This window comes from Yoonia sp. R2-816, assembly GCF_046762905.1.
Lineage (GTDB): Bacteria > Pseudomonadota > Alphaproteobacteria > Rhodobacterales > Rhodobacteraceae > Yoonia.
The window spans coordinates 131,172-157,511 of record NZ_JBKQXN010000182.1 but is presented as its reverse complement, the minus strand read 5'-3'; the positions used below and the strand labels follow the sequence as shown (position 1 = coordinate 157,511).

Here is a 26,340-nt window from a genome sequence, read left to right as displayed (position 1 = left end):
ATTATGGCCAATCAATCCGCTTTGCGTATTTGCATCACATTGCTGACTGCTATCGCTGTTTTTACCGTCCTGCGGTACGCCAAGGATCTGTTTGCGCCGGTGATCACTGCGCTCCTTCTTGGTATTGTCATGACGCCCCTGTCCGACCTGCTGGATCGAATGCGCATCCCTGCAGCGCTGGCGGCATTTGTGTCGGTGACCCTCGCGCTGCTCTCAATCCTTTTGCTGATCCTGCTGATTGAGCCCTATGTCACCCAGGTGATCGATCGCGCACCTGTCATATGGAACGAACTTCGCACGACCGTTGATGAGTTGAAGCGCATCATGCGGGGCATCGAAGAAATGACCGAGGATGTCGCAGCCGCAATCGAGGCGAGCCCCAACACAGAGGAGGGTGGGCCTGTCGCCTTGCCGTCCCTGACCGATGCCCTGTTTCTGGCGCCGCAATTCGCTGCACAGATCATGATTTTCACCGGTACGCTTTATTTCTTTCTGATGGCGCGCAACGGTATCTATGACTGGGTCAGCGCGTCCTTCGCTTCATTTGGCGAAAGCGATCTGCGATATGCCGCCAAGCAGGTGTCGCGCTATGTGCTGACCATCAGCATGATCAATCTGGGCTTCGGCGTTTTGGTCACAATCATCATGCAGTTGATCGGGATGCCCTCGCCGATTGTGTGGGGGGTTTTGGCCTTTGCGCTTAACTTTGTGCTTTACCTGGGTCCGGCGGTACTGATCGCAACCTTGCTGGTCGCGGGGATCGTTGTTTTTGACGGGGCGGCCAGTTTTCTGCCTGCAGCGATCTATCTAACCCTGAATGCGACCGAGGCGCAGTTTGTCACGCCAACGCTTGTGGGCAAAAGCCTGGCGGTTAATCCCTTGCTGGTCTTTCTGTCGCTTGTCTTCTGGCTGTGGTTATGGGGCCCCATCGGTGGCATCATCGCCATCCCGCTCTTGGTTTGGAGCCTGTCGGTGCTCAAGGGCCTTTCTGGTCAGACCATCTCTTCCGGGACGCCCGGCAAATTGCGCGCGAGTTCAGAGGAAGAACCGATAGCGTAAGGCAACAGAAAGCCCTTCCTTTCTGTTGGTTCAAGCTGGGCATTTCTTGCGGCATGGGCCGACCACGCCTCGCAAGCGGTTAGATCCGAAAAACAGGCAGGGTCTGCGTCCGACCCCAGCCAATGCGAAAAGCATCGCGATTTCAGTTGCGCCACTTCGGCGGTTGACTGTGTTCCAATCCCAGCCTCCGTATCCCACGCAAAACTGCGTCCATTGAGGTTGGCGGATGCGACCATCGCATACTGATCATCGAATATGGACACTTTGGCATGCAGATAGACGAGCGGCGCATCAAACAGGGCCGCCCTGCCCTTGTCATTGGTTGGTCTGGGTTGGGCGGGCGAACCGATAAAGGCGCGTGGCCCGAACGCGCCTTGGACGATCTTGATGCATTCCCGCTGCAGATGCTCGCCATATGCTGCATCGCTGCCGGGTTCATCCTTAAACGCGACATCCTCTGGTGCTGCAGGCAGGATCAGGATCATGGTCAGGCCCGGCTTTTCCTGCGCACGTCTGGCGAGTTCGTTTGCCAGGTCGCGATCGCGAAAGAACTGTGTTTCCAGATAGACCAGATTTTCTGTCTCGGCGATCTGAAGCTTGTGCCGTTCCGCGAGCTCACCGACAACCGGCTTGGGCGACATAAACGGTAGCGACAGCTTGCGCCTCGCTGAAAGCGTGCGCAGCAACAGCTTTGTGGTGTTTGGTTTCCGGCCGTTGGTAACCGCCTGAAAGCTGGCCAGATGTGACGCTGCCTCTTCAGCCACCGGTCCGTCCACGATCACTTGCACATCATGCCATGTCTGATCGGCTGATTGCTGATGCGCTGGGGTGTCGTATCGACGGTCGTTCAGATCAAGCCCACCGATGTAAAGGCGCTGTTTGTCGAACACCGCGAGCTTCTGGTGGTGGGTCGCAGGAACCAGCGCGGGCGGTGGAAAGCGGCGTGCCCGCAAACCATCGCTGGTCATGCGCAACATGGGGCGCAACCTTGGTGCCGTCTTCAGAAAATCGTCGCGGGCTGCATCATTCTCTAATGCCGCATCCGCCAGTTCGGCGTTGATTTCCTTGATCAATCTTGGCCACAGCAGCAATCGGGGCAGTAGCCCCACACGCGCCGGATGCATGGACGCGCTGACGCTGAGCAATTCAGGGTGACGTGACGCTTCGGCTGCGGCATGGAGCTGTCTGACGCATCGCCATGTGTATTGGTGGTTTTCGAGGCGGACCACAGGATCAAAATCGGTGATGGCAATCGAAATTTGCACACCCCGATTGAGGGTTGCAACGATCAGGTCGAACCATGTCTCGCCCAGTTCACACGCCTCGGGGGAGCGCAGTTTGGTCGTCACATCGAAGATCCGGAAACCTGCGGCGATTTCCGTGTTTGCTGCCAGAAATTCGCGCTCCAAGGCGGGATATGCTTCCTGCGCCGTCAGCAACACCTCAAAGTGTCGATCCAGCGGGTCCTCCATCAGAAATCTCGCGCTTCTGGCACGAACTCTTCGACTTTGAACGGTATCGTCATTGTGTAGCTTTCCGGTGCTTCATTTACTTCGATTTTGCCCCCCAACTGGATCGCAAATGCATTGATTAACTGCGCGCCAAGACCGGTACTTTCAGCATCCGACATTCGCCCGACGGAGTTGGCAATGGACAGCGTACATGTCCCGTCGGCCTGTGTCAGGGACACGGCCAACCACGGTTTTTCACCCCCCGCGCTGCCCAGATACTTCATTGCATTTGTTGCCGCTTCCGACAGCAACAGGGACAGAGGAACCGCCTGATCGGGATAGAGCATGACTGCTTCAATGTCTTTTTTCACCGCAATTGAATTGCTGTCTTCCATTGCCACTTCGACGACTTTTTCGATGATCTCATCTGCCAGATTGCCGGCATTCACCAGGCCGCCGTACTGGGATTGATAAAGATCACGGTGGATCGTGGCGAGGCTGAGGACACGATCCTGCAGCCGTAGCAGCACGGATCGGGTCTCGTCCTCTTCGGCGGTGCGAATATGCATGTTCATGATGGACGATATCAGTTGCAAGTTGTTCTTGACCCGATGATGCACTTCTTTGATCAGTACGTTCTTCTCGCGCAACGCATTCTCCATCCCGGCTTCTTCGCGCAGGATATCATCTGTCATTTGTGCAAAGTTGTCATAGAGGGCCTGCATTTCATTGGGCATCGACAACCGACGCCCAAATGAATCCGTCGAGCGCTTTTTGACGAAAACATCCATGTCGGCGCGCAATCGGGTAATGTGGCGCAAAACCAACGTGTAGATCGACAGCATCGCAACAGCCATACTCGCAAACCACATCAGCGCCGGAAACAAGGCGGGCTTTAACAGCAGTGAAATAGGCCCGCCAAACCCATCATCACGCCGCCAGATGCCCAGAACGCTCGCCGGGCTGCCTTCTACAGGGACGATTGTATAGATGTGTAAGTCGCCACGTGAGTCTTCCGCCTGAAATACGGTGCTTACCGCCGATTTCATCTCGGCCAGTGTCCGGTCTGATGGCAACTGTGCCGCTGCGCCCGCAATCGTAGAGCGTGCCATGAGAATCTCGCCGTTCTGATTGAACGTGATCAGCTCCTCCAGGCCAAGTGCGGCCAAGTCTTCTGTCGTCTCCTGCAGGCCGGTATTTGGGATGGAAATCGAGATGAAGCCGGCAAAGACATCATCAATCAGATACGGCTCTGATATCACGAACACAGATTGACCGCTCAGCGGGGCCGCCGGATTTGCTACAATCGTCGGTGCGCGGGCCGCCATAGCATCCGCAAAGAACGGATCGCCGGAAAAATCGTAGCTGCGGTCGGCGGAAGAGCATGTGACGATCCCGGAAAGTGGCAGGATTCCGATGAAGCTGAAAGTCTCATCGTTTTCGACAAATTCAGACAGAACACGTTTACATCTGTCCGGGTTTCCGACGAAGTCATCGGCCACCATCGCAAAGAAGCCTGCGGCGCCGAGAGCACGTTGGATAATCAATTCTTCAGATTTCGCGGCCTTTTCCGTCAGGGCCAGCAGCGCCAGATCCGCATTGCGTTCAGCCTCTGCCGCGACCCTGCTGGTTTGAAAAATTGCGACCGATCCAAGCGGGAACAGGGCAAGTGTCATGAGCAGAACAATCTGCACACGCAGGCTGTTGAGCCAGCCGGTTTTCATTTCGTGGCAAAACCCGAACCGCTGACAACGGCCATCGTGGCCTGATCGGTCAACTCAAGAGTGTCGTCATCCTCGAGCTTGAGAAGTTGGGTCAGTTTTGCACGCCCGCGATTAACCCTGCTTTTCATCGTTCCTGTCGCCACCCCGCACATTTCCCCTGCATCTTCGTAGGAAAATCCGGAGGCGCCGACAAGGATCAATGCTTCGCGCTGCTCGTCGGGCAATTGATTGAAGGCGACTTTGAAATCCATCATCTGAAGCCGCCCGTCATGTTCGGGCTTCACTGACAATTGGCCGGACATCACGTCGTCGACATCCGCCACTTCACGGTTCAACTTGCGGCGAGAGGTGTAAAAATTGTTGCGCAAAATTGTAAAAAGCCAGGCCCGCATATTCGTCCCTGGCGTAAATTTATCGATGTTTGACCATGCTTTCAGCACCGTGTCCTGCATCATATCATCTGCTGTTGCACGGTTGCGTGTGAGGCTCATCGCAAATGCGCGCAGTGCTGGTAAGTGATCGACCAGCTCATCTCTTGGATCTGGTGCAGTCATTTTTTTATCTTGCGCTCGTCGTCCTGCGCACGCAAAACGGCAAGAAGATCGGTGATTTGGGTGGGCATTTCGTCGCCTTCCAAGTCAGAGAACACCTGCTTGAGGTTTTCGTCTATGTACTTGGCAATCTTTGCCTTTTTGGGATCGTCTTGACCTGCCATGCTCTTACCTTGCCTCGTGAACGAAAAAACCACTGCCTGATACGGAACGAACCAGACGTGTCAGTGTTTGGTTCCAAGTAAAATGAAAAAAGGTCAAAAAAATGAATAACACGACTGCGGATGCAAATTTCTCGGATCTCATCGCTGAACAATTGCCGTATCTGCGCCGCTATACAAGGGCTCTGACCGGGTCGCAATCGCGTGGTGACAAATATACAGTCGCAACGCTGGAATTGATCCTAAAAGACCGGTCGCCCTTTGAAAACGATGACCCGATCAAGGTCAATCTGTTCAAGTGTTTTCATGCGATCTGGACCTCTTCGGGTCAGGCGCTATCCGAACCGGAAGATGGGCTGCGCGGTCGGGCGCAGGGCCTTCTTGCCAAACTGACGGCAAACTCACGCGAGGCATTGTTGTTGCGGACCATCGAAGAATTCAGCCTGAACCACATCGCCACCATCATGCAGACCGATGTCGACGAAGTGCGACGTTTGATTTCCGCGGCCAACGAAGAACTGGCAGGCAGTATCAAGGGCAACGTCATGATTATCGAAGACGAGCCCATTATAGCCGCCGATCTGACAGCCATTGTCGAAGGGTTGGGTCATCGGGTGACCGGCGTGGCGCGCACCCACAAAGAAGCGATCAGTTTGGGTAACGATGAGAGCGCCGATTTGATCCTCGCCGATATCCAGCTTGCCGACAACTCCTCAGGTATTGATGCGGTGAACGACTTGCTTCAAACCATGGATGTTCCGGTGATCTTCATCACCGCTTTCCCGGAACGCCTGCTGACTGGTGACAGGCCAGAGCCCGCATTTCTGATCTCTAAACCGTTTCAGGAAGCGCAGGTGCAATCGGCCGTCAGCCAGGCCATGTTTTTTGCGTCAACCGCTACATTGAAAGCTTAACTGCTCACAAAAGGGCCCGCAGCCAGATCGCTGCGGGCCTCAGTTGTTCATTGTGCGGTGATGGCTTTCAGCATCCATGCGGCCTGTTGGTGAAATGCCGACCGGGCCGTCGCCATATCCTCAGTGACCGGATCGTTATGCTCTTCTGCGAGCTTGATCAACGCGTGTAACCGGTGCGCCACACGTTCGTGGTCCTGCGCCAGTTGTTCACACATTTCGCCCGCCGACATCGTGGTTGTCGCGTCTTCGATGACGGACTTTTCAATGATATCTTTCATGGACATCGGCGCCATCTGACCAATAGCACGGATCCGTTCCGCGATCGTATCCGCGGCGGCGAACATGTCTTCGTATTGCGTTTCGGTCAGCTGGTGGATCGAAAAGAACAATGGTCCTTCGACATTCCAGTGAATGGCATGGGTTTTGAACGTCAATTGGTAGGTGTCGGCGAGCACATCTGCCAACGCCTCGGCTACGGCCGCCGGTGCGCGCACGCCAGAGGAAATTTCCTGCTCATTCGGCACAACATTAAGTGCATTTGTCATCGTATTCTCCTTCTTGGTGAGTGGTGATCTTCAGTTCTTGTCCGCGCACGGCTCGCACGATCAGCGTAAGGACAAACAACACGATGAAGACGAAAAACAGGATCTGGGCGATGCCGACCGAGGCCGATGCCACCCCACCGAAACCAAAGACTGCGGCGACCAGCGCCACGATGAAAAATAAGGCCGCATAGTACAGCATTGGACTGCTCCTTTTCAGTTTGTTTGGCGAGGCATCAGCCACGCTATCTGGCATTTCAACCGCTGGTAGCAGCAATCCGTTCCATTTTTTTCCAGCACGATTGGAACGGATTTTACGGATCGGTGTTGGGTATGCAGACACGATTTGAAAAGGAGACCAAGATGGCCACCAAGGCAGTAAATGGACGTTCAAAAGATGTAACTACAGCCGATCTGACAGATCAGATTGAGGTTCTGCGCGACGACATCAGTTCGTTGACCCAAACGATTGCGGATATCGGCAAGGCCAAGGGTGCCGAAGCAACCGACGCTGCAAAGGCCAAAGCAGCGGAGTTGCGCGATCGCGCGTCCGCAACGGCAGAGGCTGCACGGGGTCAGGCGGCACAACTGCAAGGTCAGGCGAACGACTTTATTCGTGATCAGCCCGCCACGGCATTGGGCATTGCAGCCGGTATCGGCTTTCTTGTCGGCTATATGGGCCGCCGGAACTAATCCATGTTTGGGATTGAAAAGAAAGTGACACGCACCGCCAAGCGCGCAGGCCTCTATACCGGAGGCCTGTTACTGTGCAGTGTTGGTGTTGCTTTCATGACGGTAGCAGCATGGATTGCACTGGCTACAGCTTTGGACGCGCAGATTGCAGCCATTGTCATCGGCTGCGCGTATTTGGGTGTTGGTCTGGTCATCTTTGGCGTGGCGGCTTCGTCTCCTTCGCAGGAGCAGCCGAAAGCTCCACATGTCGAACAGCCAACACCACCAAGTGATGCACCGCCGATTGTGCAAGCTTTTATGTACGGCTTACAGGCTGGGGCGGAGGCGAACCAAACGCGTCATTAGATATCGCATCCAGCACCATATCGCTGGTGAAGGGGTAATCAACAAACCGTGCGGGCGCTCCTATGTCGTGGGCGCGCCCGATGAAAATGACTTTTCCCCCATTATTTGCGATGGTCGCCAACGGCACCGCTTGCCGGTTGTTGTAATGCATGCCAGCGATCAGGATGCAGACTGATCCGCTCACGCTGCCAGCAACCACGACAGCATCGTCGACTGTCGGTAGAACATTTATGCTTGTCCCCGGAAAACTGGTGTCTAGCAAGCCTACCAGATCCATGCTGATCACGGGGTCGGTCTCGACGACGAAAAACGTCTGGTCCATTGCGTTACCCCGCTGACCACCGTGACAATGAATAGTAGCCAAACGCGGGTGCTGCATTAATCTATGACATAGGAAGGATAAGAAAGTGGCTACGAAGTGCATTAATTGCCCCCTGCGCCGTCGCGACATTTTTGAAAAAATGTCAGCTGACGAGGTGCGGTTCATGGAGCGTTTCAAAGTGGGTGAACTGGTTGTCGACGCTGGCACGCCCATCTTGATGGAAGGGTCCAACAGCCCACAGCTTTATACAGCGCTCTACGGTATGGGATTGCGGTACAAGCTGCTGCCCAATGGCAAACGGCAGGTCGTCGGTTTGATATTTCCCGGCGATTTCATCGGGCTTCAGGCTAGTGTGATGGGCGAGATGGGGCATTCCGTTGAGGCCACAACACGAATGACGCTCTGCGTTTTTGACCGGTCGGCTTTGTGGTCATTCTTCAAGGAAAGTCCCACACGCGCCTACTCACTGACATGGCTCGCAGCGGTTGAGGAGCATTTTTTGGGGGATGCGCTCGCTACGCTGGGGCAGCGCAATGCGTTGCAATCGGTCGCGTGGGCGCTTGCACGCATCATCATCCGCGCTCGGGCGCTTGGGGTGGAGCATGAGGGCGAAATGAAGTTTCCTTATAAGCAGCAGGATCTTGCAGACGCTTTGGGCCTGTCGCTCGTCCATACCAACAAGACTTTGGCGCGTCTGAAGGACAGACAGTTGGCGATTTGGTCAGATGGCATCTTGCGTGTCAATAACCTCGAGGAGTTAGCCGAAGTGGGATTGTTGTCAGACCTTGATGCCGCGACCCGCCCCATTCTTTGAGCCAATACTGGCTTTGTGAGCTCACCCACACAGGATTGACACACGGCTGAAAACCAGCGCCATATTGAAAGTGATTAGAAAAATCACATTGGGCGGAGAGTGATGCCAAAAAAAATTCCGAATGTCGCGCAGGTTTTAATCGATTATTTGAAACTGGAAGGTGTCACCCACGTGTTCGGCGTGCCCGGCGGCGGCCTGATCGAAATGCTGGATGAATTCTATCACCAGCGCGGCACGATAGACTACGTTGTCTGCCGGCAGGAAACAGGCGCGGCCTATATGGCTGACGGCTATCATCGCGCAACTGGCAAGCTGGGCGTGGTCATGGTGACCACGGGTCCCGGTGCGACAAACGCAGTCACTGGCGTGATGAATGCCGAGGCTGGTGGGTCCGCCCTGCTCGCGCTGACGGGCGAGATTGCCGAGGCCTATGCCGGCATGGGTTATCTGCAGGAAGGCATCGACGGTAAGCTTGACGTTAACCAGATTTTTAGCGGCGCCTGTGCGTCCTCGACCATTCTGTCATCCGGCATCAGCGCGCAGCGTCTGATCGAGGCCGGATTGCGCACAGCCATGGATGTGCCACGTCATGCGGCACATTTGTCATTGCCCGTCGATGTCACCGGGCAACCGGCGACCAAGCTGCCCCAGAAAGGCAAAGCCCCGGAACCGGTGACAATGCCGGACAGCCCATCCAGATACCGCAGCGCCCCATCGGAGGCGCCTTTGCGCAAGGTCGAACGCACGCTGGAAATTCTGGCAGCCGCCAAGCGGCCATTGATCATGCTTGGCAATGGCTGCCGCGAGGCGCTGCGCAACAAGGCAACGCTGGATGCCTTTACCCGCTTTGTGGAGGCACGGGGCATTCCGGTCATTACAACGGCGGACGGCAAGGGCATTTTTCCCGAAGATCATCCGCTTTCGCTGCGGATGTTCGGGATCGCGAACTGCATGTGGCCCTATTATTGGATGAACCAAAAGGACCCTCCATATGACGCGCTTGTCGTGATCGGATCGGGCCTTGGTGAACTGGCGACCAATAAATGGAACCCGATGCTGATACCCAAAGGCCCGCTGGTCCAACTTGACGCCAGCCAGCGCATGATCGCCCGTGATTTCCCGGTCGATCTTGGGATTGTGGGCGAGGCGGGTGCCTTTATCAACGCGTTGGCGAAGCTGTCAGGCGAAGCCCCACCGCCGCCGGATGAGGTGTCCGAGCGCAAGGCCAAGGTCGCCCAGATCAAGGCGGATCATTCGCCATTCTTTTCGGACGAAGAATACAATTCAACGGCCGCCCCGTTGCAGCCTGCGGCCCTGTGCCGCGTCATGCAGGAGGTGCTGCCAGCCGACAACACGATCATGATGCTGGATGCGGGCAACTGCGTCGGTTGGGCCGCCCATTATTTGGTCTCCAGGCCGGGCTTTGAGGTGCATTCGGCCCTGGATATGGGTCCGATGGGTTTTGCGTCCGGTGCGGTGATCGGGGCCAAGATCGCCCGGCCGGATACGACCTGCGTGGCCTTCACCGGCGACGGGGCGTTCATGATGCAAGGCGCCGAGATTTCGACAGCGCAGCGCAATGGTGTCGGGGCGATCTGGGTCGTCCTGCATGATGATGACCTGTCGATGGTCAGTCAGGGAATGGAGCATTTCAAGGGCGGCGATATTGAAGACTGGAGAGACATGTTCTCGCTCGGCACACCGGATCTGGCTGGCTATGCAACGGGCCTTGGTGCTGATGCCTATACCGTTAAAAGCCCGAAAGAATTCAAGGCCGCGCTCAAGAAAGCTGTCAAAAAGGCGGATGCCGACAAGAAGCCGCAGGTGATCGTGGCCCAGATCAATCGGGATGCAGAGCCACCCTATTACAACCCGCTTTACGTGCCGACCAAAGAAGAAGCGCGCAGAATGACCACAAGAGGAGCGTGAGATGTCTGATATTCTTGATTTCGCCATTGTCGGCGGCGGTGCATCCGGCGTCTATACCGCCTGGCGACTTGCCCGTGCGACAGAGCGTGAATTGAGGAAGATCCGCGCCCAGATTGGTGGTGAGGGCCCGCTGAATATCGCCATTTTCGAAGGGTCTGATCGGATCGGCGGGCGTCTTTTGTCAGCATCCCCGTCCAGCATGCCAGATACGCCAATGGAAATTGGGGGCATGCGGTTTTTGAACAATCAGCCGCTGGTCCGCGATCTTGTGCACAAGCTGGGCATCGCCCATCATGAGCAGGTCGTTGATGCGCCGGATAACTACGCCTGGCTGCGGCGCAGGCATTTCATTCAGTCCAACCTAAACAAGCCCGAGGCAAAGCTTCCCTATAATCTGACCGACGTAGAAAAAGCTGTGGTCAAGTCGGCGGCCACGCAATCACCGGCAGAGCTGATTTTCTGGGCCGTCTATCAGGAATTTCCTGAGATAAACGGCATGAAACCGGATGAGTTGGAGGCGTTTCTGCGCAAGGCCAAGGTCGGGGGGCGCGATCTTTATGACATTGGTTTCTGGAACCTGCTGTCGCGCCATCTGAGCCATGAAGGCCGCCAATTGGCGATCACCACGATCGGCTATGATGTATTGGGGGCCAATGCCAATGCCGTTGATATCATCGCAGAGAATTTCGACTTCACACCCGATACAAAATACTACCTGTTCGATGACGGGTTCGAGGCGATGCTATGGGAATTGGCCAACCAGTTCCAGAAGTCAGGGCATATCCACATGGAACGCGTGCTCGACAGTTTTGACGATTTTGAAATGGACGACGGCAAGACCGCTATGCGTCTGCGGTTTGAAGACGGCGAAGATGTAGAGGCCCGCGCCATTGTGCTGGCGATGCCGCAGGCCGCAATCCAGGGACTGCGCCGGACGGGCCCCGTGCTTGATCCTGAACGGGCACCCGAGGTCCAGCAGCTGCTGCATGCCGTCGAAGGTATCCCGCTCTACAAGCTGTTCCTGATTTATGAAACGCCATGGTGGAAGGAACAGTGTGGGCTGAAGGAGGGCCGGTCACTGACCGATATTCCGGTGCGCCAGTGCTATTACTGGTCCACCAATGACGACAGCTATTCCGCAATCATGGCCTATAACGATCAGGCCAGTTCCAGTTTCTGGGGTGGGTATCAGATCGGGCCTTTGGGGCCGCGGGATGCCGCACAGAGCGGGTTCGGGGCCAGACCGTTTGAAAGCCGGCATGATGAATGGATCACGCCCAAGGACCATTTGGGCGAACGGCGGCGCAAGAATTGGGAGGACCATAAGGCGCCACACGAAATGGTGGTCGAAATGCATCGTCAGTTGATGGAAATGCACCGGGTCGCCAGTGCGCCGTTCCCGATTGATGCGGCCTTCATGGACTGGATGAATGCGCCTTATGGCGGTGCCGTGCATTTCTGGAACCCGGGCTATAAATCCTGGGAGGTGGTCGAGAAGATGCCGCAGCCGGTTGACGGCGTGAATGCATTCATTGTTGGCGAAGCCTATTCGACCGTGCAAACCTGGGTCGAGGGGGCGTTCCAGACTTCTGAAATCGCGTTGGGTAAGCTTGGTATGGACAGCCCAGGCTGGTTGCAAGAACAGGGATAGTGAATGAGTAGATTTGTACCGCGTATCCTGGGAACGGGTCACACTGTTCCGGGGAAAATCAGGTTGAATGATGATCCGATTTTTGACTGGCTGAAGGAAAATGACCCGGCAGGATCGGAACTGTTTGCCGGCTATGAAAAACGGCACGTGCTGTCTGATGGCGAAAAGATGATCGACATCATGCTACCGGCGGCAAAGCTTGCCCTGGATCATGCAGGGATACGCCCTGATCAGATTGATCTGTTGCTGGGTGACGGGTCAGTGGGCGACTATCGCACACCGAATACGATCAGCGATTTGCATCAGCGCCTTGGTCTGCCGTCCCGGGCCTGGCCCTTGCCACTGCAAAACAGTTTTTCGCAATTCAATGCCAGCATGATGATGGCGGATGCGCTGATCCGTGCTGGACGGGCGACATACATTCTGGTTGCGTTGGGTGACAACTGGACCCGCTATGTTGACTACAAGACACCGCAATCCATTTCAGCTGCTGATGGCGCTGCCGCCTGTGTGATCGGGCCATCTGACAATGGATCGAAATGGGAGTTCGTCGACCAGATCACCATCGCCGATACGTCCTATTACGGTTCCATGTATATGGCGTCGGATGTGATTACCGAAGGTTTTGCAGATGCACGCTCGCAGTTCAGCAGGGCCGAGGCGGCAGAGTATTCGCACGCCTATTTCCACATCACGCAAAAAGGCATCGAAGGATTTACGGAGTTTGGCGTTAACAAATCGCCCGAGGCCGTGACCGCATTGCTCAAACGCAATCGGCTTGAGGCAAAGGATGTCTGCCTTTTGACCCATCAGGCCAGCACCAAACTGATGGAACACTGGACGAGTGTCATCAAACCGGGCTGTTACGTCCAGACGATCAAGCAATATGCCAACATCGTGCAATGCAGTGTCCTGTTCAATCTGTCCTGGGGCATGCAAAACTCGCCCGAGTTCACGCAGGATTGGGTCGTTATCCTATGCCTTGGCCCGGATATGCATGCCAGCGCCATGCTGATGCGGCGCAACGGTTGAAGGGTGGTTAGTTCAACCCGCGCTCTGCAAACCGTTGGGCCACGGCCAACGCACCCCAGTTTTTATAGGCCTGAATGGCGTCATTGACCCGACCGGTGTCAGGCTGCAGTCGCGCCGCGTATTCAAAGGCAAGGGCGCGATCCTGCAACCAATGCTGTGTATCGCCCGCCCGGGCAAGTGTGGCGAGGCCGTCAGCGGCACCGGCATCACCCTCAATACCAGCCCACACCAGATTGGCCATCTCGGCCTTCGCCCCAAAGTTTTGCGGGTGAATAGCGCTCCAATCGGTCAGCTGTGATAGCTCAGCTTCAATTGCGCTGCGCTGCGCATCCAAAACGGCAGGATCGGCCAATACTTGGCCCAAACGCGCCAGCACGGCATGCAGAACAAGGTCAAATTCGATCATCTGACCGGCGATCGCTGGGCGGACGGGCAGGACGCGCTCGTACCAGTCCAACGCACCTATCCAATCGCCAGCATGGCGATGCAAGCGCGCCCGCGTGGCAAGGTAGAAACCGATCTGATTGGCAAACTCGGTTTCGGTGACCCAGCCGATGTCTTTGTCCTCGTTGAGTTTCTCGTCAGACAATGACAGCAAATCATGCGTTTCGCCGCGCAGCGCGCGTGCAAACTGCATTTCCAGATGGACATGCACCAGCGCGTTTCGATGCAACGGGTGCTGCAAGGCTTGCGCGCCCTGCGAGATGACATCAGCCAAGGGATAGCCCAACGCCGCCTTCAGGATGACGCCCCCGGCAATGTTGTAGCTGGCATATTGCAGGTCGTTATCGGCCAAAGCGCGTTCGACCGCGATACGGTTGGTTTCAACGCTTTCTTGCAGCGGATCGCGCCAATGACCATGAAACCACATATCAATAAAGGCCGCGGCAGGTAGGGCATTCCCTTCCGTTGCCGCATCCAGATCAAGGGCTGCGCGCGACCAGGCCGCACCGGCCGCCCTGTCGCCGGTCAACAGGGACTGCACGATGGAATACATCGAAAATGCATGCGGCGGGCCTGCGACATTCTCCATCACAAGGCGCATCGCTGCCGAAGATGCCCATGCAAAAACCGGAAACTGGTTGGATTGAAAGGCAAACGGGGCCGTGGACAATATGGTTTGAAACTTCAGCAACAGATCAGCTGGCGGTTGCCGCATTTTGGTAAGAAGCTCGGTCGGATGCCGGCCTTCGGTCAGTTCCGCAACAACGGCCATGTTGCGCTGCGTCGCCTCGTTCAGGGCTTCGGGACCCTCAGGTACATCCACGCCAGCAACACGCATTGCGCGCAAACCAACCTGAACCGCATCGACGGCAAAACCCTGGCTGAAAAGACGCAATGCTTCTTCCACAAGGCAAGAAACAGCACGCGGGCGCAGCCCTGCTTCCATCCAGTGGTGTGCAAGCTCCAATAATCGGCTTGCGCGGTCTTCCCCGGAGTGGCGTTCGATCCATTCTGCGGCCTTTGCGTGTAACCGGCGGCTTTGGGCCCGGGGCAGTTGGCTATGGGCAACCTCGCGAACGATCCCGTGAGAGAACGCAAAGCCGGGACTGTTCTGTGCGTTTTGGACACGCAGGAACCCTTGTGTCACCTGGTGGTCCAATTGCTGCGACATGTCTTTGGCAGAACGCTCCAACGGATCCAGCGCACACACCAGTTTTGTCGGAAAGCTCAGACCAGCGACGGACGCGACCCTGAGCGACAGTTGATCGCTCGGTTCCAACTTGTCGAGCCTTTGCAGGACCATCCCATGAACCGTGTCAGGCAATGCCGCCGTGGCCAACGCATCGGCGCGGGCCAGCGATGCCTGACCATTGCTGATAACGACAGCATCAGCCGCCATCAGGTTCCGTAATACCTCAGCGGTGTAGAATGGGTGACACTCAGTCTGCACGCTGATCTGCTCAAGAAGGCCTTGATCAACGCTGTCGCATCCAAGGTTCCGAACAATCAATTGCAACAGGCCGTCTTGAGACAGGGGGCCAAGGCTCAGATGGGTAAAACCGGCATCATCGGCAAACGCGGACCAACTGCCGGTCTGCTTTGGCTGTGCCAGAATGACAATCATCAAATCCGGTGCAGATTTCGCCAACCGCGCGAGCACGTGATGCGTCTCAGTATCCAGCCATTGCGCGTCATCAACACACAGGCAGGTCGGTTGTCCTGCAAATGCGTCAAACAGCAAGTCCACCACGAAGCCCTGAATGTGTTCGGCGCGCGCCTGACCGGTTAAGGTGGCCGTAAATTCTGTTTCTTCAAGCCCGCTGGGGAACACAGCGTTCAGAAACGGTGCAGCCGCGCGCAGCCGTTCTGGCAGTTTGGCCATAATTGCCTTTTGACGCGCCTCTGCGGACATCAGGGGCAGAACATCCAGGCTTTCCATCACCAAACGCCGCAATGCGCTGAACGGTGCGTCCTGCTCAATGGCAGAGGCCGCTTCGAACTTGAACTGACCACCGCTCAGGGTGACGATATCCCTCAGTTGTAGCGCAAGGCTGGTCTTGCCCAACCCGGACTCACCTTCAATCACAACATGACGGATGTCGTCTCCGGCGCGTTGGTTCCAACAATCCAGCAATTTGGCAATTTCGCGATCTCTTCCTGAAATCTCCTCAGAGGCTCTTGCATATTGCTGATCAAGCTGCGGTGCCCACGCAGGCGCTTCTCGTGATGCACCCTTGAACAGCAGCATCAACGGCTCTGCCCCGTAGGACATCATATTCCGCGTGGCCTGCATCGTTGTCTCGTCGACAAGCATTCCGCTTTGCGTGGTGGTCGCCAATCGCGTGGACCGGATCAACGCATCGCCCAAGACCAGATCACAGCGACGATCCGCGTTGCCGACGATGCAACAGAGCATTCGCCCCGTTGCAACCCCCACACTGGATCGCAACCCCCGTTGCGACAACGCCTCGAGGATCTCGCGGCCCGATAGAACGCTGCGCAGTGGATCGTCGGAATGCGCATCAGGCGGCGTGCCAAACGTGATCAGGACGGACACGCCTTTTTCATCCACAGTCACCTCTGCCACATACCCGTCGCGACGATGCACGATGTCCTGAATACTCTGCACAACCTCGTTCAGCCGATTGGCCCCACCAACCGCACTTTGATCAAAACCATGCAAGACAACGCTGACTGAGGTCACCGGACGCAGTTCAGCCAGATATTTCAGGCCAACTGTTTCAATCCAACCTGCAGCAAATCGCGGCATGCGTGCGAGGGCCGCGTTCCAGGCGGCGGGCGGTGGGACTGCAAGTGATGTCTTGCCCAGCCGCCTCGAAGCTTGAGGACGCAGGAGCCTTCGGGCCCCGTAGCGACCCATCGGTGCAGAGACCGCCTCAAGTGCACAAAATGTGGCGGCTTCAGCCGTCAGAACAACCTCGTTGGGTGCCTTGATATCTGCAATGCGCTCCAGCTCCTTGAGCGCCGATCCCACTGAGGTCGAGAGCCACCGGCCATGCCGACCGCCAAGCTCCACTGTCTGGAACTCGCCACACGAAACATGGTGATTGAGATTGAACCGCGCGTCACCATTTGCCCGCGACCGGACAAGCGCGCAGGCCGTCCCGATTGCGCTTTCGACGGCGGCGGCCATCCCGCCGGCTTCGACCGGCCATACCGAAAGCAGCCCGTCCCCCACAAAAGTAACCGGTTCGCCACCATGCGACAGGATGGTCTCGATCAGTTTGTCGTAATGCGTATCGATTTCACGATGCAGGCGGTCAACGCCTTCGGCGCCAGCTGACAGAAACTCCGCCGTGTGGCGGGAAAAGCCCGAGATATCGCACCAAAGCAGCGCCACCTGGCGACGCGGCAAAGCCCCGCATCCTGTACCATCCGGGGCAGCCGCCAGCGCCCTGCGCAATTCGGGCGAAAGAAAGCTCAGCGCCTGTAGAAAGCTCTGTTCGCGTGATTCAGGCATTTCATGCACTCTCGGCTGGCATTTTGGGAAATTCTCCCACGCAATGGTTTGTGAGGCTTGATTGGCAAGCAATCAAGGGCTTGCTACTGGTTTTGTGAGGGAGTGCCCACGACCGTTTAGTTCCGCTTGGCAGTATAGACAGCCCTTCTTTGCCAATTGCCTTTTGAAACCAAGCTATTAGCGACCTGTGAGAATACCTTCCGGTCCACATCAATCTGGCCTGCCACTCTCGACCCGATGAGCGCGGTCTGACATTACCATACATGTTCAAATCGCGCCGGGCCTTGGAATGTCATCAAATCAAAGCGTCCCCATTCGTCTTTCCAGCAAGGCCGGCGATCTGCGGCGCATCGCGCCTGATCCGACCCAGCTGGCACCTAGACCCTTTGTGTCGGGAGATGCGCAGTTTTTATCGACGCAGGACAGCATGCAAAAGGGGCGCTTTCTGCTGGTTCTGCCGATGGCAATTGCGTTGTTGCTCGTTCCACTTTGGTTTTTTCAGGCTGAACGACAGGCCTATCGACAGGCCCAGATTGAATGGGTCGCCGATCTTGATGACATGTTGTTGCGATTTGGCGAGCAGGATGTGGTCAGAACCATCAGTGAAACCAGCGAAACGACACTGCGATATGTCTATCCCGACAAGGCTCTGACCTATGTTGAGTATTTGCACTACAGACGGACCATTGTCGCCAATGGGCCAGAAAATCTTATCATTCGGGCGGGCTTGGCTTGTGTATTTCTATTGATTGCTGGTCTCGCATTGGGCTGGGTCCTTTTGACGCCAAGGCATGCGCTGATTTGGTTTGACCGGGATACGCGTGCCGTCTTCACCTGGCGCAAAGGGCGCGTTCTTGTAGCGCCGTGGGAGCAGGTGACACTCCATATCAGGGGCAACGGATTGCACTGGTTGCTTTGGGATGAAGGCCGCTTCGTCTGGCGCATTCCGGTACCAACAGCGGACAATCCTGTGTGGGGCTCGGAACATTTCAATCTGTCATCGCTCGCAATCCTGCAGGCTTTTATGGATCATGGTTTGGACGCTGTCAGCCCGCGCCCGTTTGAAAGACCTCCGTCCTGGAGCTGGCGAGAAGACCCGCAGCCCAAAGACTTTGCATCGCGTCGCGACGGCCTGCTGGCAGATCTGCGGCATCGCCCGCCAGACATCGCACCGCGGTGAGGTGTGAGCTTCTAAGAAGTTTTCCGTTCGATCTTTTCGGCGTTGGGTCGACAGCGGCTTGCGTAGATGATTGAGAGCGGCATCCTTGCGTAATCGGGACCTACGCGAACCGCCGCTCAGGTAAACTTCCGGAACAGTTTCGTCTGGTCGAACATATCCTCCAGTTCTTCCATCCGCGCCTTGGTTTCATCCCAGTTCAGGTTCTGCACGGTCGAGATCATGGTTTCGACCAGCAACAAGGTTGTTGCTGCGGAATCCCATGCGGAGGGAACGACGATGCGGCTGCTAATGCTGATATCGGCCAATTGATGGATCGGTGACCGCCATTGATCGGTAAACAGGATCAGCTTCGCGCCCTTGGCATGGGCCATCTCGGCCAGCTTCAGGGTGTTGTTTTCGTAACGGCGCACATCGAAAACCACGACCACATCCTCTTCGCTGATATCCAGCAGGTGATGCGGCCAGGTATTGGATGTGGATTGGATATGGGTCAGGTTCGGCCGGATCACCTGCATATGCAAAAACAGATATTCGGCCATCGTATGCGTGATGCGCCCGCCGACGATGTACAGATGCCGCGCCTTGTCTGCCACCAGATCACATGCCTCATCAAAAGCGGCTGGATTGATCTGGCCCAGCGTGTGCCGGATATTGTCGATCACGGCGTCGGTGAACCGGTTGAGCATATGGCCGGACGGCGCGCCATCAGCCCATGTATCGTGCTTGGCGATCGGGCTTTTGGCCTTGGCACGCAATTCCTCGCGGAGTTCGGCCTGAAATTCGGGGTAACCTTTGAAGCCCAGCTTTTGCACCATGCGGGCCACAGTCGGGACGGACACCTGCGCGTCACGGGCCAGTGCGGCCAGTGGCCCAAGGCCAGAGGCGGGGTAGTTTTCAAGGATCGAATGCGCCAACTGCCGCTCTGCCCGTGTCAGATCATCCAGCTTTTGCTGGATACGATCCGAGATTGTCAGCGTTGCGTCAGGCATGACCGCCTTTCGTTTGATCGAAAAATTACCAGACTAGTTCTGTTGTGATAAATTTTTCACAATTCTGTTGACAAAAACCGCCGGGCGCAAGCAATTTGTGTTTGGGGGTCGCAATGAATCACGATGTCGCAAGTCAGAATGCAAGACCGGTCGCGCCGATCAACCCACAGGGGGCATCCTCGACTATTCTGGTGTGCGAGCATGCAACCCATTACATACCATCAATATTTTTCGATCTGGGCCTGTCCGGCGATGTCCTGCAAAGTCATGTTGCCTGGGATCCGGGCGCTATGGCTGTCGCCGAACACCTGTCGCACAAGCTGGACGCCACATTGATCGCGGGCGTCCTATCGCGGTTGGTTTATGACTGTAACCGACCGCCCGATGCACCCGATGCGATGCCGGAAAAAAGTGAGGTTCATGTCATTCCAGGCAATCAAAACCTGTCGCCGGAGGATAAGGCGATGCGGGTCGCGACCTATTATGCCCCGTTTCGGGACTGTCTGTCGAAAACCGTCGCACAGACGCCGAACCCGGTAATCGTGACTTTGCACAGCTTCACCCCTACCTATCACGGCGAGGCCCGCAAAGTGGAAATTGGGGTCGTGCATGATAGCGACGCTCGGTTGGCCGACGCGATGCTGGCCTGTGCCGCCGACCATACCAGCGCCGATCTGCGCCGCAACGAACCCTACGGCCCCGCGCATGGGGTGACCCATACGCTCAGGGAACACGCCCTGCCCGGGAACCATCTGAATGTCATGCTGGAAATCCGCAATGATTTGATCCGCACCCATACACAACAGGTCGCAATGGCGGACATGCTTGCAGGCTGGATCGCCGATGCCTTTGGCAGAACAAATGCGGCGGGGTCTGTGCAGTGCGTCGCCTGATGCATGGCTATATCACGGCGGTTGACGCCGTGAATTATCGCGTCGGGCGGATCATGATGTATGGCGTGTTTGTCCTGATGGGCATCCTGCTGTGGTCGTCGATCAGCAAGACGTTTTTTTTGCCCTCGCTCTGGACGCTGGAAATGGCGCAGTTCGCCATGGTCGCCTATTACATTCTGGGAGGGCCCTATTCGATCCAGCTTGGGTCGAACGTACGGATGGACCTGCTTTATGGCGGCTGGTCGGTGCGGCGCAAGGCGTGGTTCGATCTGGTCACTGTTCTGTTCCTGATCTTCTATTTGTGTGTCCTGCTTTATGGCGCGGTCGGGTCGACCGCCTATTCGCTGGGCTACTGGAAAACTGAACCGTTTTCGTTCTTCGCGGGCCTTATCACCGGGAGTGAGGAGATCGGGCGCATGGAACGCTCTTCCTCCGCATGGCGGCCTTATATGTGGCCGATCAAGACCGTGATGATCGTGGGCTTTTTCCTGATGATCCTGCAATGCCTGTCGGAACTGTTCAAGGATGTGCTGCGCCTGAAGGGTGAAACGATCTGATGTCGTATGAAGTGATCGCGACCCTGATGTTTTCCACCATGATGCTGATGCTGCTGACAGGGCAGCGGGTGTTCGGGGCCATCGGTTTTGTGGCGGTTGTCGCTGCATTGCTGTTGTGGGGCGACAATGGCGGCCACGATATCGGTTTTTCAGCGGCGATGAAGCTGATGAAATGGTATCCGCTGCTGACCCTGCCGATGTTCATTTTCATGGGCTACGTGCTGTCGGAAAGCAAAATCGCCGATGATCTTTACCGCATGTTCCATGTCTGGATGGGCGGCCTGCGCGGCGGGCTGGCGATCGGGACCATCGGGTTGATGGTGCTGATTTCCGCGATGAACGGGCTGAGCGTGGCGGGCATGGCCATCGGGGCGACCATCGCCCTGCCGGAACTGCTCAAACGCGGATATGACAAAAGGATGGTGACCGGGGTCATTCAGGCCGGGTCAAGCCTCGGTATCCTTGTGCCGCCATCTGTCGTGCTGGTGCTTTATGCGATGATCGCGCGGCAACCCGTTGGCCAGCTTTGGCTGGCCGGGGTCATTCCAGGGCTGATGATGGCCGCGCTTTTCATCGCCTACATCGCGATCCGCTGCCGGATCAACCCGGCCCTTGGCCCCGCTCTCAGCGCAGAGGATCGGGCCATGCCCCGCGCGGAAAAGCTGCGGCTGCTGCGGGCGGGTCTGCTCCCGCTGGTGATCTTTGCGGTGATGATGGTGCCGTTCGTCAACGGCTGGACGTCGCTGGTCGAAAGCTCCGCCATTGGCGCATTGGCGGCATTGGTCGCGGCAATCGTCAAAGGGCGGATGACGCGCGAGGTCTTTGAAAACTCGGTCCGCAACACGCTGGGCATCACCTGCATGTTCATGTGGATCATCCTGGCCGCACTGGCATTTGGCGCGGTGTTCGACGGGCTGGGCGCGGTCAAGGCCATCGAAAGCCTGTTCACCGAACAACTCAACCTCAGCCCATGGATGATCCTGATCCTGATGCAGCTCAGCTTTATCCTGATGGGCACGTTCCTGGATGACACCGCGATGCTGGTCATCGTCGCCCCGTTATATGTGCCGCTGGTCGGCGCGCTGGGGTTTGATCTGATCTGGTACGGTATCCTTTATACGATCACGACACAGATCGCCTATATGACCCCGCCTTTCGGCTATAACCTGTTCCTGATGCGGGCCATGGCCCCGCCGGAAATTGCGCTGCGCGACATCTACGCCTCCATCACGCCCTTCGTGCTGGTGATGGTGTTCGCGCTGGCACTGGTGATGATCTTTCCGGGACTTGCCACATGGCTGCCCGGCTACGTTTACGGAAAATGAAAAACAGACCGGGCCAACCCGGCATAACCCAACAAGGAGAAAAGTGATGACGACACGACGCAAGTTTATCAAAGGGGCCGCCATAGCCGCCCCGGCCACGCTGGCCGCCCCGGCGCTCGCGCAAAGCACGATCACATGGCGGATGCAGACCTATGCAGGTGCCGCCCTCGCGGCCGAGGTGATCGACCCCGCCATCGCCATGTTCAACAAGATCGCAGGCGACCGGATGCAGATCGAACTTTTTTATGCCGACCAACTGGTGCCCACGGGTGAGCTGTTTCAAGCGCTGCAGCGGGGCACCATCGACGCGGTGCAATCGGATGATGACAGCATGGCATCACCCACCGAAGTCACCGTATTCGGCGGCTACTTCCCCTTCGGTTCGCGCTACTCGCTCGACGTGCCGGTGCTGTTCAACCAGTATGGGTTGAACGAAATCTGGGCCGAAGAATACGCCGCTGTCGGCGTCAAGCATATCAGCGCCGGTGCCTGGGACCCTTGTCATTTCGCCACCAAGGACCCGATCCGGTCGCTGGCCGATCTGGAAGGCAAGCGCATCTTCACCTTCCCCACCGCAGGCCGGTTCCTGGCGCAATTCGGTGTCGTGCCGGTCAACCTGCCATGGGAGGATATCGAGGTCGCGGTCCAGACGGGCGAGTTGGACGGCATCGCATGGTCGGGCATCACCGAGGATTACACCGTCGGCTGGGCGGACGTGACCAACTACTTCCTGACCAACAACATCTCGGGCGCGTGGATCGGGCATTTCTTTGCAAACATGGACCGCTGGAACGAACTGCCCGAAGACCTGCAAACCCTGTTCCAGGTCTGCTGCGAACAATCGCATTACTACCGCCAGCACTGGTATTGGGGTGGCGAGGCGAACCTGCGTGTGAACGGCACCAAGCTGGAACTGACCACGATCCCCGATGCGGAATGGGCCACGGTCGAGGCTGCGGCACGCGAATTCTGGGAAGAAATCGCCGCCGAAAGCGACACCAAGCGCAAGGTCGTCGATATCTTCAAACAGTACAACGCGGATATGGAAAAGGCAGGACGGCCTTACCGCTACACCTGACCGGCGTCCCGGGCTTGACCCGGGACCTCAACCAGACCCCACGCAGGTGTCCCGGGTCAAGCCCGGAGCGCCATTTCGACAAAGGATAGTCTCATGCCCGGTAACCTGACCTTCGACGATCTCAAAGCCCGTGTCAGCGATGGCAGTATCGACACCGTTCTGACCTGCTTTGTGGATATGCAAGGGCGCCTGATGGGCAAACGGTTTCACGCCGCCAACTTTGTCGAAACCTCGTTCAAGGAAACCCATTGCTGCAACTACCTGCTGGCCACCGATCTGGAGATGGCGACGCCTGATGGTTATGCCGCCACAAGCTGGCAAAAGGGCTATGGCGATTACATCATGGCCCCGGACCTGAGCACCCTTCGGCTCACGCCGTGGCTGGAGGGCACCGCGATGGTGCTCTGCGATATCCTTGATCACCACACCCACGCACCCGTGCCACACGATCCCCGCGCCGTCCTGAAAAAGCAGGTCGCACGGCTCAAGGACATGGGCTTTGATGCCATGATGGCGACCGAACTTGAGTTCTTCCTGTTCGAAAAATCCTTTGACGAGATCCGCAAGGATGGCTTTCGCGATCTGATGCCGATCAGCGGTTACAACGAAGACTACCACATTCTGCAGACCACCAAGGAAGAACATGTGATGCGCCCGATCCGCAATCAACTGTTCGCTGCCGGTCTGCCTATTGAAAACACCAAGGGCGAGGCCGAGACAGGGCAGGAAGAGTTGAACATCCGCTACGCCCCGGCCCTTGACTGCGCCGACCATCACAGCATCGCCAAGAACGCGATCAAGGAAATCGCATGGGCGCACGGTCACGCCGCGACATTCCTGCCGAAATGGCACCACGACAAAGTCGGCAGTTCATCCCACGTGCATCAGTCGCTCTGGAAGGACGGGGAACCGGCATTCTATGACGCCGACGCTGATCTGGGCATGTCCGACCTGATGAAACACTACATGGCCGGACTGATCGCCTATGCCCCCGATTACACCTTCTTTCTGGCCCCCTACATCAATAGCTACAAACGGTTCGCCAAAGGCACCTTTGCGCCCACCAAAACCGTCTGGTCCGTCGATAACCGTACCGCCGGTTTTCGCCTCTGTGGTGATGGCACCAAGGGCGTGCGCGTCGAATGCCGCATCGGCGGGTCCGACCTGAACCCCTATCTGGCTCAGGCGGCCATGCTGGCAGCCGGCATCAAGGGGATCGAGGATAGGATGGACCTAGCTCCACCCACCAAAGGCGACGTTTACGAAGACGCCAAGGCGGCGGATATCCCCCAGACCTTGCGCGCCGCGACAGAGACTTTGCGCAATTCGGCGTTCCTGCGCGAGGCAATGGGCGACGATGTGATCGACCATTACACCCGCTGCGCCGAATGGGAGCAGGAAGAATTTGACCGCGTCGTCACCGACTGGGAAATCGCAAGGGGGTTCGAGCGGGCATAATGACCAGACTGATCGACCTGACCCCGCTTGCGCCTGTCACCGATGTTCCGGCGGCAACCGCATTTTTTCAGGATGTATTGGGTTTTGAACTTGTGGCGGCCTTTGACGGCTTTGCCTATCTGCGCCGGGATGGTGCCACAATCCGCCTGATCATGGCGCGCGGTGACATGAACGACGCGGCGCGACAGCAAGGCTATTACATCGATGTCGAAGATGTGGACGCGCTACATGAAACACTGTTGCCCGCTCTTTCCAAGCTGCCCGAAACGCATCATCAACCGCCTGCAGATACATCTTATGGTCAACGCGAATTCGTGGTCGTTTATGAGGCGCTGATGCTGGTTTTTGGTCAACCAATCCCTAAGGAGCCATCATGATCACCTGCATCTCCCCCATTGACGGCTCGGTTCACGCGGAACGGCCGACGCTCAGCGCCGATGCCGCGCAAGCCGCCGCCGCGCGCGCCAAAGCCGCGCAATCGGCATGGGCGGCGCGGCCTCTGTCCGAACGGGTCTCACTGGTGCAGGCGGGTGTCGCCCGCGTTGGTGAAATGAACGACGACATCGTGCCTGAACTAGCCCACCAGATGGGCCGCCCGATCCGCTATGGCGGTGAATTTGGCGGGTTCAACGAACGCGCCACCTATATGGCGCGGATCGCGGACGACGCGCTGGCCGATATCACCATTGAGGATAGCGAGCATTTCAGGCGCGTTATCAAACGGGTGCCGCACGGCGTCGTTCTGGTCGTGGCCCCGTGGAACTACCCTTACATGACCGCGATCAACACGGTCGCCCCCGCCCTGATCGCAGGCAACACGGTCATGCTGAAACACGCCTCGCAAACCCCGCTGGTTGGTGAACGCATGGCGCAGGCGTTCCACGACGCGGGCGTGCCAGCGGACGTATTCCAGAACGTGTTTCTGGACCACCAGACAACATCCGACCTGATCGCCGCCAAGTCATTCGGCTTCGTGAATTTCACCGGTTCCGTCAGCGGCGGGCAAGCGATTGAACAGGCAGCCGCCGGGACCTTTACCGGCATCGGGCTGGAACTGGGCGGCAAGGATCCCGGCTATGTCTGCGACGATGCCGACCTCGACGCGGCGGTCGATACCCTGATCGACGGGGCGATGTTCAACTCCGGCCAATGCTGCTGCGGGATTGAGCGCATTTATGTGGCCGAGCAGCATTTCGATGCCTTCGTGGCCAAGGCGATCGAGATCGTGAATGGCTACGTCCTCGGCAACCCGCTCGACCCCGAAACCACCTTGGGACCGATGGCGCATGTGCGCTTTGCCGATGCGGTTCGCGCCCAGAGGGCAGAGGCTATCGCCGCCGGGGCCACCGCCCATATCGACCCTGCCCGCTTCCCGCAGGATGGCGGCGCATACCTCATGCCGCAAATCCTGACAAACGTGACCCACGACATGCGCGTCATGCGCGAAGAAAGTTTCGGCCCCGTGGTCGGCATCATGCCGGTGAAAGACGACGCCGAAGCGATCCGCCTGATGAACGACAGCCCCTATGGGCTGACCGCATCGGTCTGGACAAACGATGTCGCAAGGGCCGAGGCGATTGGCGATCAGATCGAAACCGGCACCGTCTTCATGAACCGCGCCGATTACCTTGATCCCGGTCTGTGCTGGACCGGCTGCAAGGACACCGGGCGCGGTGGCGGTCTGTCCATCATCGGTTATCACAACCTGACACGTCCGAAATCCTACCACCTCAAGAAGGCATAAATC

The 26,340-nt window shown here is 57.2% G+C and carries 23 protein-coding genes and 1 pseudogene; 16 read left to right on the top strand and 8 right to left on the bottom strand.

Annotated elements, in window-relative coordinates; genetic code table 11:
* The first annotated feature begins 3 nt into the window (after window positions 1–3).
* On the top strand, window positions 4–1,059 hold the full coding sequence (locus ACFWW2_RS08795; RefSeq protein WP_393927598.1) for an AI-2E family transporter: 1,056 nt from the start codon (window positions 4–6) through the stop codon (window positions 1,057–1,059).
* Here ACFWW2_RS08795 and ACFWW2_RS08790 read toward each other — a convergent pair.
* From ACFWW2_RS08790 to ACFWW2_RS08775, 4 genes are read right to left on the bottom strand one after another with little or no spacing between them, the layout of a single operon-like run.
* Window positions 993–2,531 carry a phospholipase D family protein gene (locus tag ACFWW2_RS08790; protein ID WP_393927597.1) on the bottom strand — a complete coding sequence of 513 codons (1,539 nt, stop codon included), beginning with the start codon at window positions 2,529–2,531 and terminating at the stop codon, window positions 993–995. The genes ACFWW2_RS08795 and ACFWW2_RS08790 overlap by 67 nt on opposite strands.
* Window positions 2,531–4,234 (bottom strand): sensor histidine kinase, encoded by a 1,704-nt coding sequence (locus tag ACFWW2_RS08785; protein ID WP_393927596.1) that lies wholly within the window; start codon window positions 4,232–4,234, stop codon window positions 2,531–2,533. Before ACFWW2_RS08785 ends, ACFWW2_RS08790 begins: the two co-directional genes overlap by 1 nt.
* Window positions 4,231–4,788 carry an RNA polymerase sigma factor gene (locus ACFWW2_RS08780; protein WP_393927595.1) on the bottom strand — a complete coding sequence of 186 codons (558 nt, stop codon included), beginning with the start codon at window positions 4,786–4,788 and terminating at the stop codon, window positions 4,231–4,233. Before ACFWW2_RS08780 ends, ACFWW2_RS08785 begins: the two co-directional genes overlap by 4 nt.
* Entirely contained in the window at window positions 4,785–4,949 is a 165-nt protein-coding gene (locus ACFWW2_RS08775; protein WP_393927594.1) for a hypothetical protein, read from the bottom strand. The genes ACFWW2_RS08780 and ACFWW2_RS08775 overlap by 4 nt, the downstream gene beginning before the upstream one ends.
* A 101-nt stretch (window positions 4,950–5,050) precedes the next feature.
* Here ACFWW2_RS08775 and ACFWW2_RS08770 point away from each other — a divergent pair, with 101 nt between their 5' ends.
* Entirely contained in the window at window positions 5,051–5,860 is an 810-nt protein-coding gene (locus tag ACFWW2_RS08770) for a response regulator (RefSeq protein ID WP_393927593.1), read from the top strand.
* Window positions 5,861–5,907: 47 nt separating this feature from the next.
* Here ACFWW2_RS08770 and ACFWW2_RS08765 read toward each other — a convergent pair whose 3' ends face one another.
* Window positions 5,908–6,405, bottom strand: coding sequence for a Dps family protein (locus tag ACFWW2_RS08765; RefSeq protein ID WP_393927592.1), 498 nt, complete (start codon window positions 6,403–6,405; stop codon window positions 5,908–5,910).
* A gap of 40 nt (window positions 6,406–6,445) precedes the next feature.
* Window positions 6,446–6,604: pseudogene (locus ACFWW2_RS08760) on the bottom strand (DUF1328 domain-containing protein); the annotation flags it as partial.
* A gap of 161 nt (window positions 6,605–6,765) precedes the next feature.
* On the opposite strand from ACFWW2_RS08760, the gene ACFWW2_RS08755 reads away from it, so the two are divergent.
* The 6 genes from ACFWW2_RS08755 (at window position 6,766) to ACFWW2_RS08730 (ending at window position 13,188) form a co-directional block, all read left to right on the top strand.
* Window positions 6,766–7,095, top strand: coding sequence for a YqjD family protein (locus tag ACFWW2_RS08755; protein WP_393927591.1), 330 nt, complete (start codon window positions 6,766–6,768; stop codon window positions 7,093–7,095).
* Window positions 7,096–7,098: 3 nt separating this feature from the next.
* On the top strand, window positions 7,099–7,440 hold the full coding sequence (locus ACFWW2_RS08750) for a phage holin family protein (protein ID WP_393927590.1): 342 nt from the start codon (window positions 7,099–7,101) through the stop codon (window positions 7,438–7,440).
* A gap of 461 nt (window positions 7,441–7,901) precedes the next feature.
* Window positions 7,902–8,576 carry a Crp/Fnr family transcriptional regulator gene (locus ACFWW2_RS08745; protein ID WP_393927589.1) on the top strand — a complete coding sequence of 225 codons (675 nt, stop codon included), beginning with the start codon at window positions 7,902–7,904 and terminating at the stop codon, window positions 8,574–8,576.
* A gap of 102 nt (window positions 8,577–8,678) precedes the next feature.
* Window positions 8,679–10,505, top strand: coding sequence for a thiamine pyrophosphate-binding protein (locus ACFWW2_RS08740; protein ID WP_393927762.1), 1,827 nt, complete (start codon window positions 8,679–8,681; stop codon window positions 10,503–10,505).
* Between the two features lies 1 nt (window position 10,506).
* Window positions 10,507–12,156 carry a flavin monoamine oxidase family protein gene (locus tag ACFWW2_RS08735; RefSeq protein ID WP_393927588.1) on the top strand — a complete coding sequence of 550 codons (1,650 nt, stop codon included), beginning with the start codon at window positions 10,507–10,509 and terminating at the stop codon, window positions 12,154–12,156.
* Between the two features lie 3 nt (window positions 12,157–12,159).
* A complete protein-coding gene (locus ACFWW2_RS08730; RefSeq protein ID WP_393927587.1) occupies window positions 12,160–13,188 on the top strand; it encodes a 3-oxoacyl-ACP synthase III family protein in 1,029 nt (342 codons plus the stop codon).
* A 7-nt stretch (window positions 13,189–13,195) separates the two neighbouring features.
* Here ACFWW2_RS08730 and ACFWW2_RS08725 read toward each other — a convergent pair whose 3' ends face one another.
* Window positions 13,196–17,113 (bottom strand): AAA family ATPase, encoded by a 3,918-nt coding sequence (locus tag ACFWW2_RS08725; protein WP_393927586.1) that lies wholly within the window; start codon window positions 17,111–17,113, stop codon window positions 13,196–13,198.
* Window positions 17,114–17,402: 289 nt separating this feature from the next.
* On the opposite strand from ACFWW2_RS08725, the gene ACFWW2_RS08720 reads away from it, so the two are divergent.
* Entirely contained in the window at window positions 17,403–18,293 is an 891-nt protein-coding gene (locus ACFWW2_RS08720) for a hypothetical protein (RefSeq protein ID WP_393927585.1), read from the top strand.
* 116 nt (window positions 18,294–18,409) lie between these two features.
* On the opposite strand, the gene ACFWW2_RS08715 is transcribed toward ACFWW2_RS08720, so the two are convergent.
* Entirely contained in the window at window positions 18,410–19,282 is an 873-nt protein-coding gene (locus ACFWW2_RS08715) for a MurR/RpiR family transcriptional regulator (protein ID WP_393927584.1), read from the bottom strand.
* A gap of 113 nt (window positions 19,283–19,395) precedes the next feature.
* Between ACFWW2_RS08715 and ACFWW2_RS08710 the strand changes: the two genes are divergently transcribed.
* The 7 genes from ACFWW2_RS08710 to ACFWW2_RS08680 all read left to right on the top strand — a co-directional run bounded on the left by ACFWW2_RS08710 (window position 19,396) and on the right by ACFWW2_RS08680 (window position 26,337).
* Window positions 19,396–20,175 carry an N-formylglutamate amidohydrolase gene (locus tag ACFWW2_RS08710; protein ID WP_393927583.1) on the top strand — a complete coding sequence of 260 codons (780 nt, stop codon included), beginning with the start codon at window positions 19,396–19,398 and terminating at the stop codon, window positions 20,173–20,175.
* The gene (locus tag ACFWW2_RS08705; RefSeq protein ID WP_393927760.1) at window positions 20,175–20,732 is read left to right on the top strand and encodes a TRAP transporter small permease subunit; all 558 of its coding nucleotides are present in this window, start codon (window positions 20,175–20,177) and stop codon (window positions 20,730–20,732) included. The genes ACFWW2_RS08710 and ACFWW2_RS08705 overlap by 1 nt, the downstream gene beginning before the upstream one ends.
* Entirely contained in the window at window positions 20,732–22,057 is a 1,326-nt protein-coding gene (locus ACFWW2_RS08700; RefSeq protein WP_393927582.1) for a TRAP transporter large permease subunit, read from the top strand. Before ACFWW2_RS08705 ends, ACFWW2_RS08700 begins: the two co-directional genes overlap by 1 nt.
* Window positions 22,058–22,103: 46 nt before the next feature.
* Window positions 22,104–23,135, top strand: a complete 1,032-nt coding sequence (locus ACFWW2_RS08695) for a TRAP transporter substrate-binding protein (protein WP_393927581.1) — start codon at window positions 22,104–22,106, stop codon at window positions 23,133–23,135.
* Between the two features lie 93 nt (window positions 23,136–23,228).
* Window positions 23,229–24,593 carry a glutamine synthetase family protein gene (locus ACFWW2_RS08690; RefSeq protein ID WP_393927580.1) on the top strand — a complete coding sequence of 455 codons (1,365 nt, stop codon included), beginning with the start codon at window positions 23,229–23,231 and terminating at the stop codon, window positions 24,591–24,593.
* Window positions 24,593–24,970: a VOC family protein gene (locus ACFWW2_RS08685; protein WP_393927579.1), complete on the top strand. Its 378-nt coding sequence runs from the start codon at window positions 24,593–24,595 to the stop codon at window positions 24,968–24,970. Before ACFWW2_RS08690 ends, ACFWW2_RS08685 begins: the two co-directional genes overlap by 1 nt.
* Entirely contained in the window at window positions 24,967–26,337 is a 1,371-nt protein-coding gene (locus ACFWW2_RS08680) for an aldehyde dehydrogenase family protein (RefSeq protein WP_393927578.1), read from the top strand. The genes ACFWW2_RS08685 and ACFWW2_RS08680 overlap by 4 nt, the downstream gene beginning before the upstream one ends.
* Window positions 26,338–26,340: the final 3 nt, after the last annotated feature.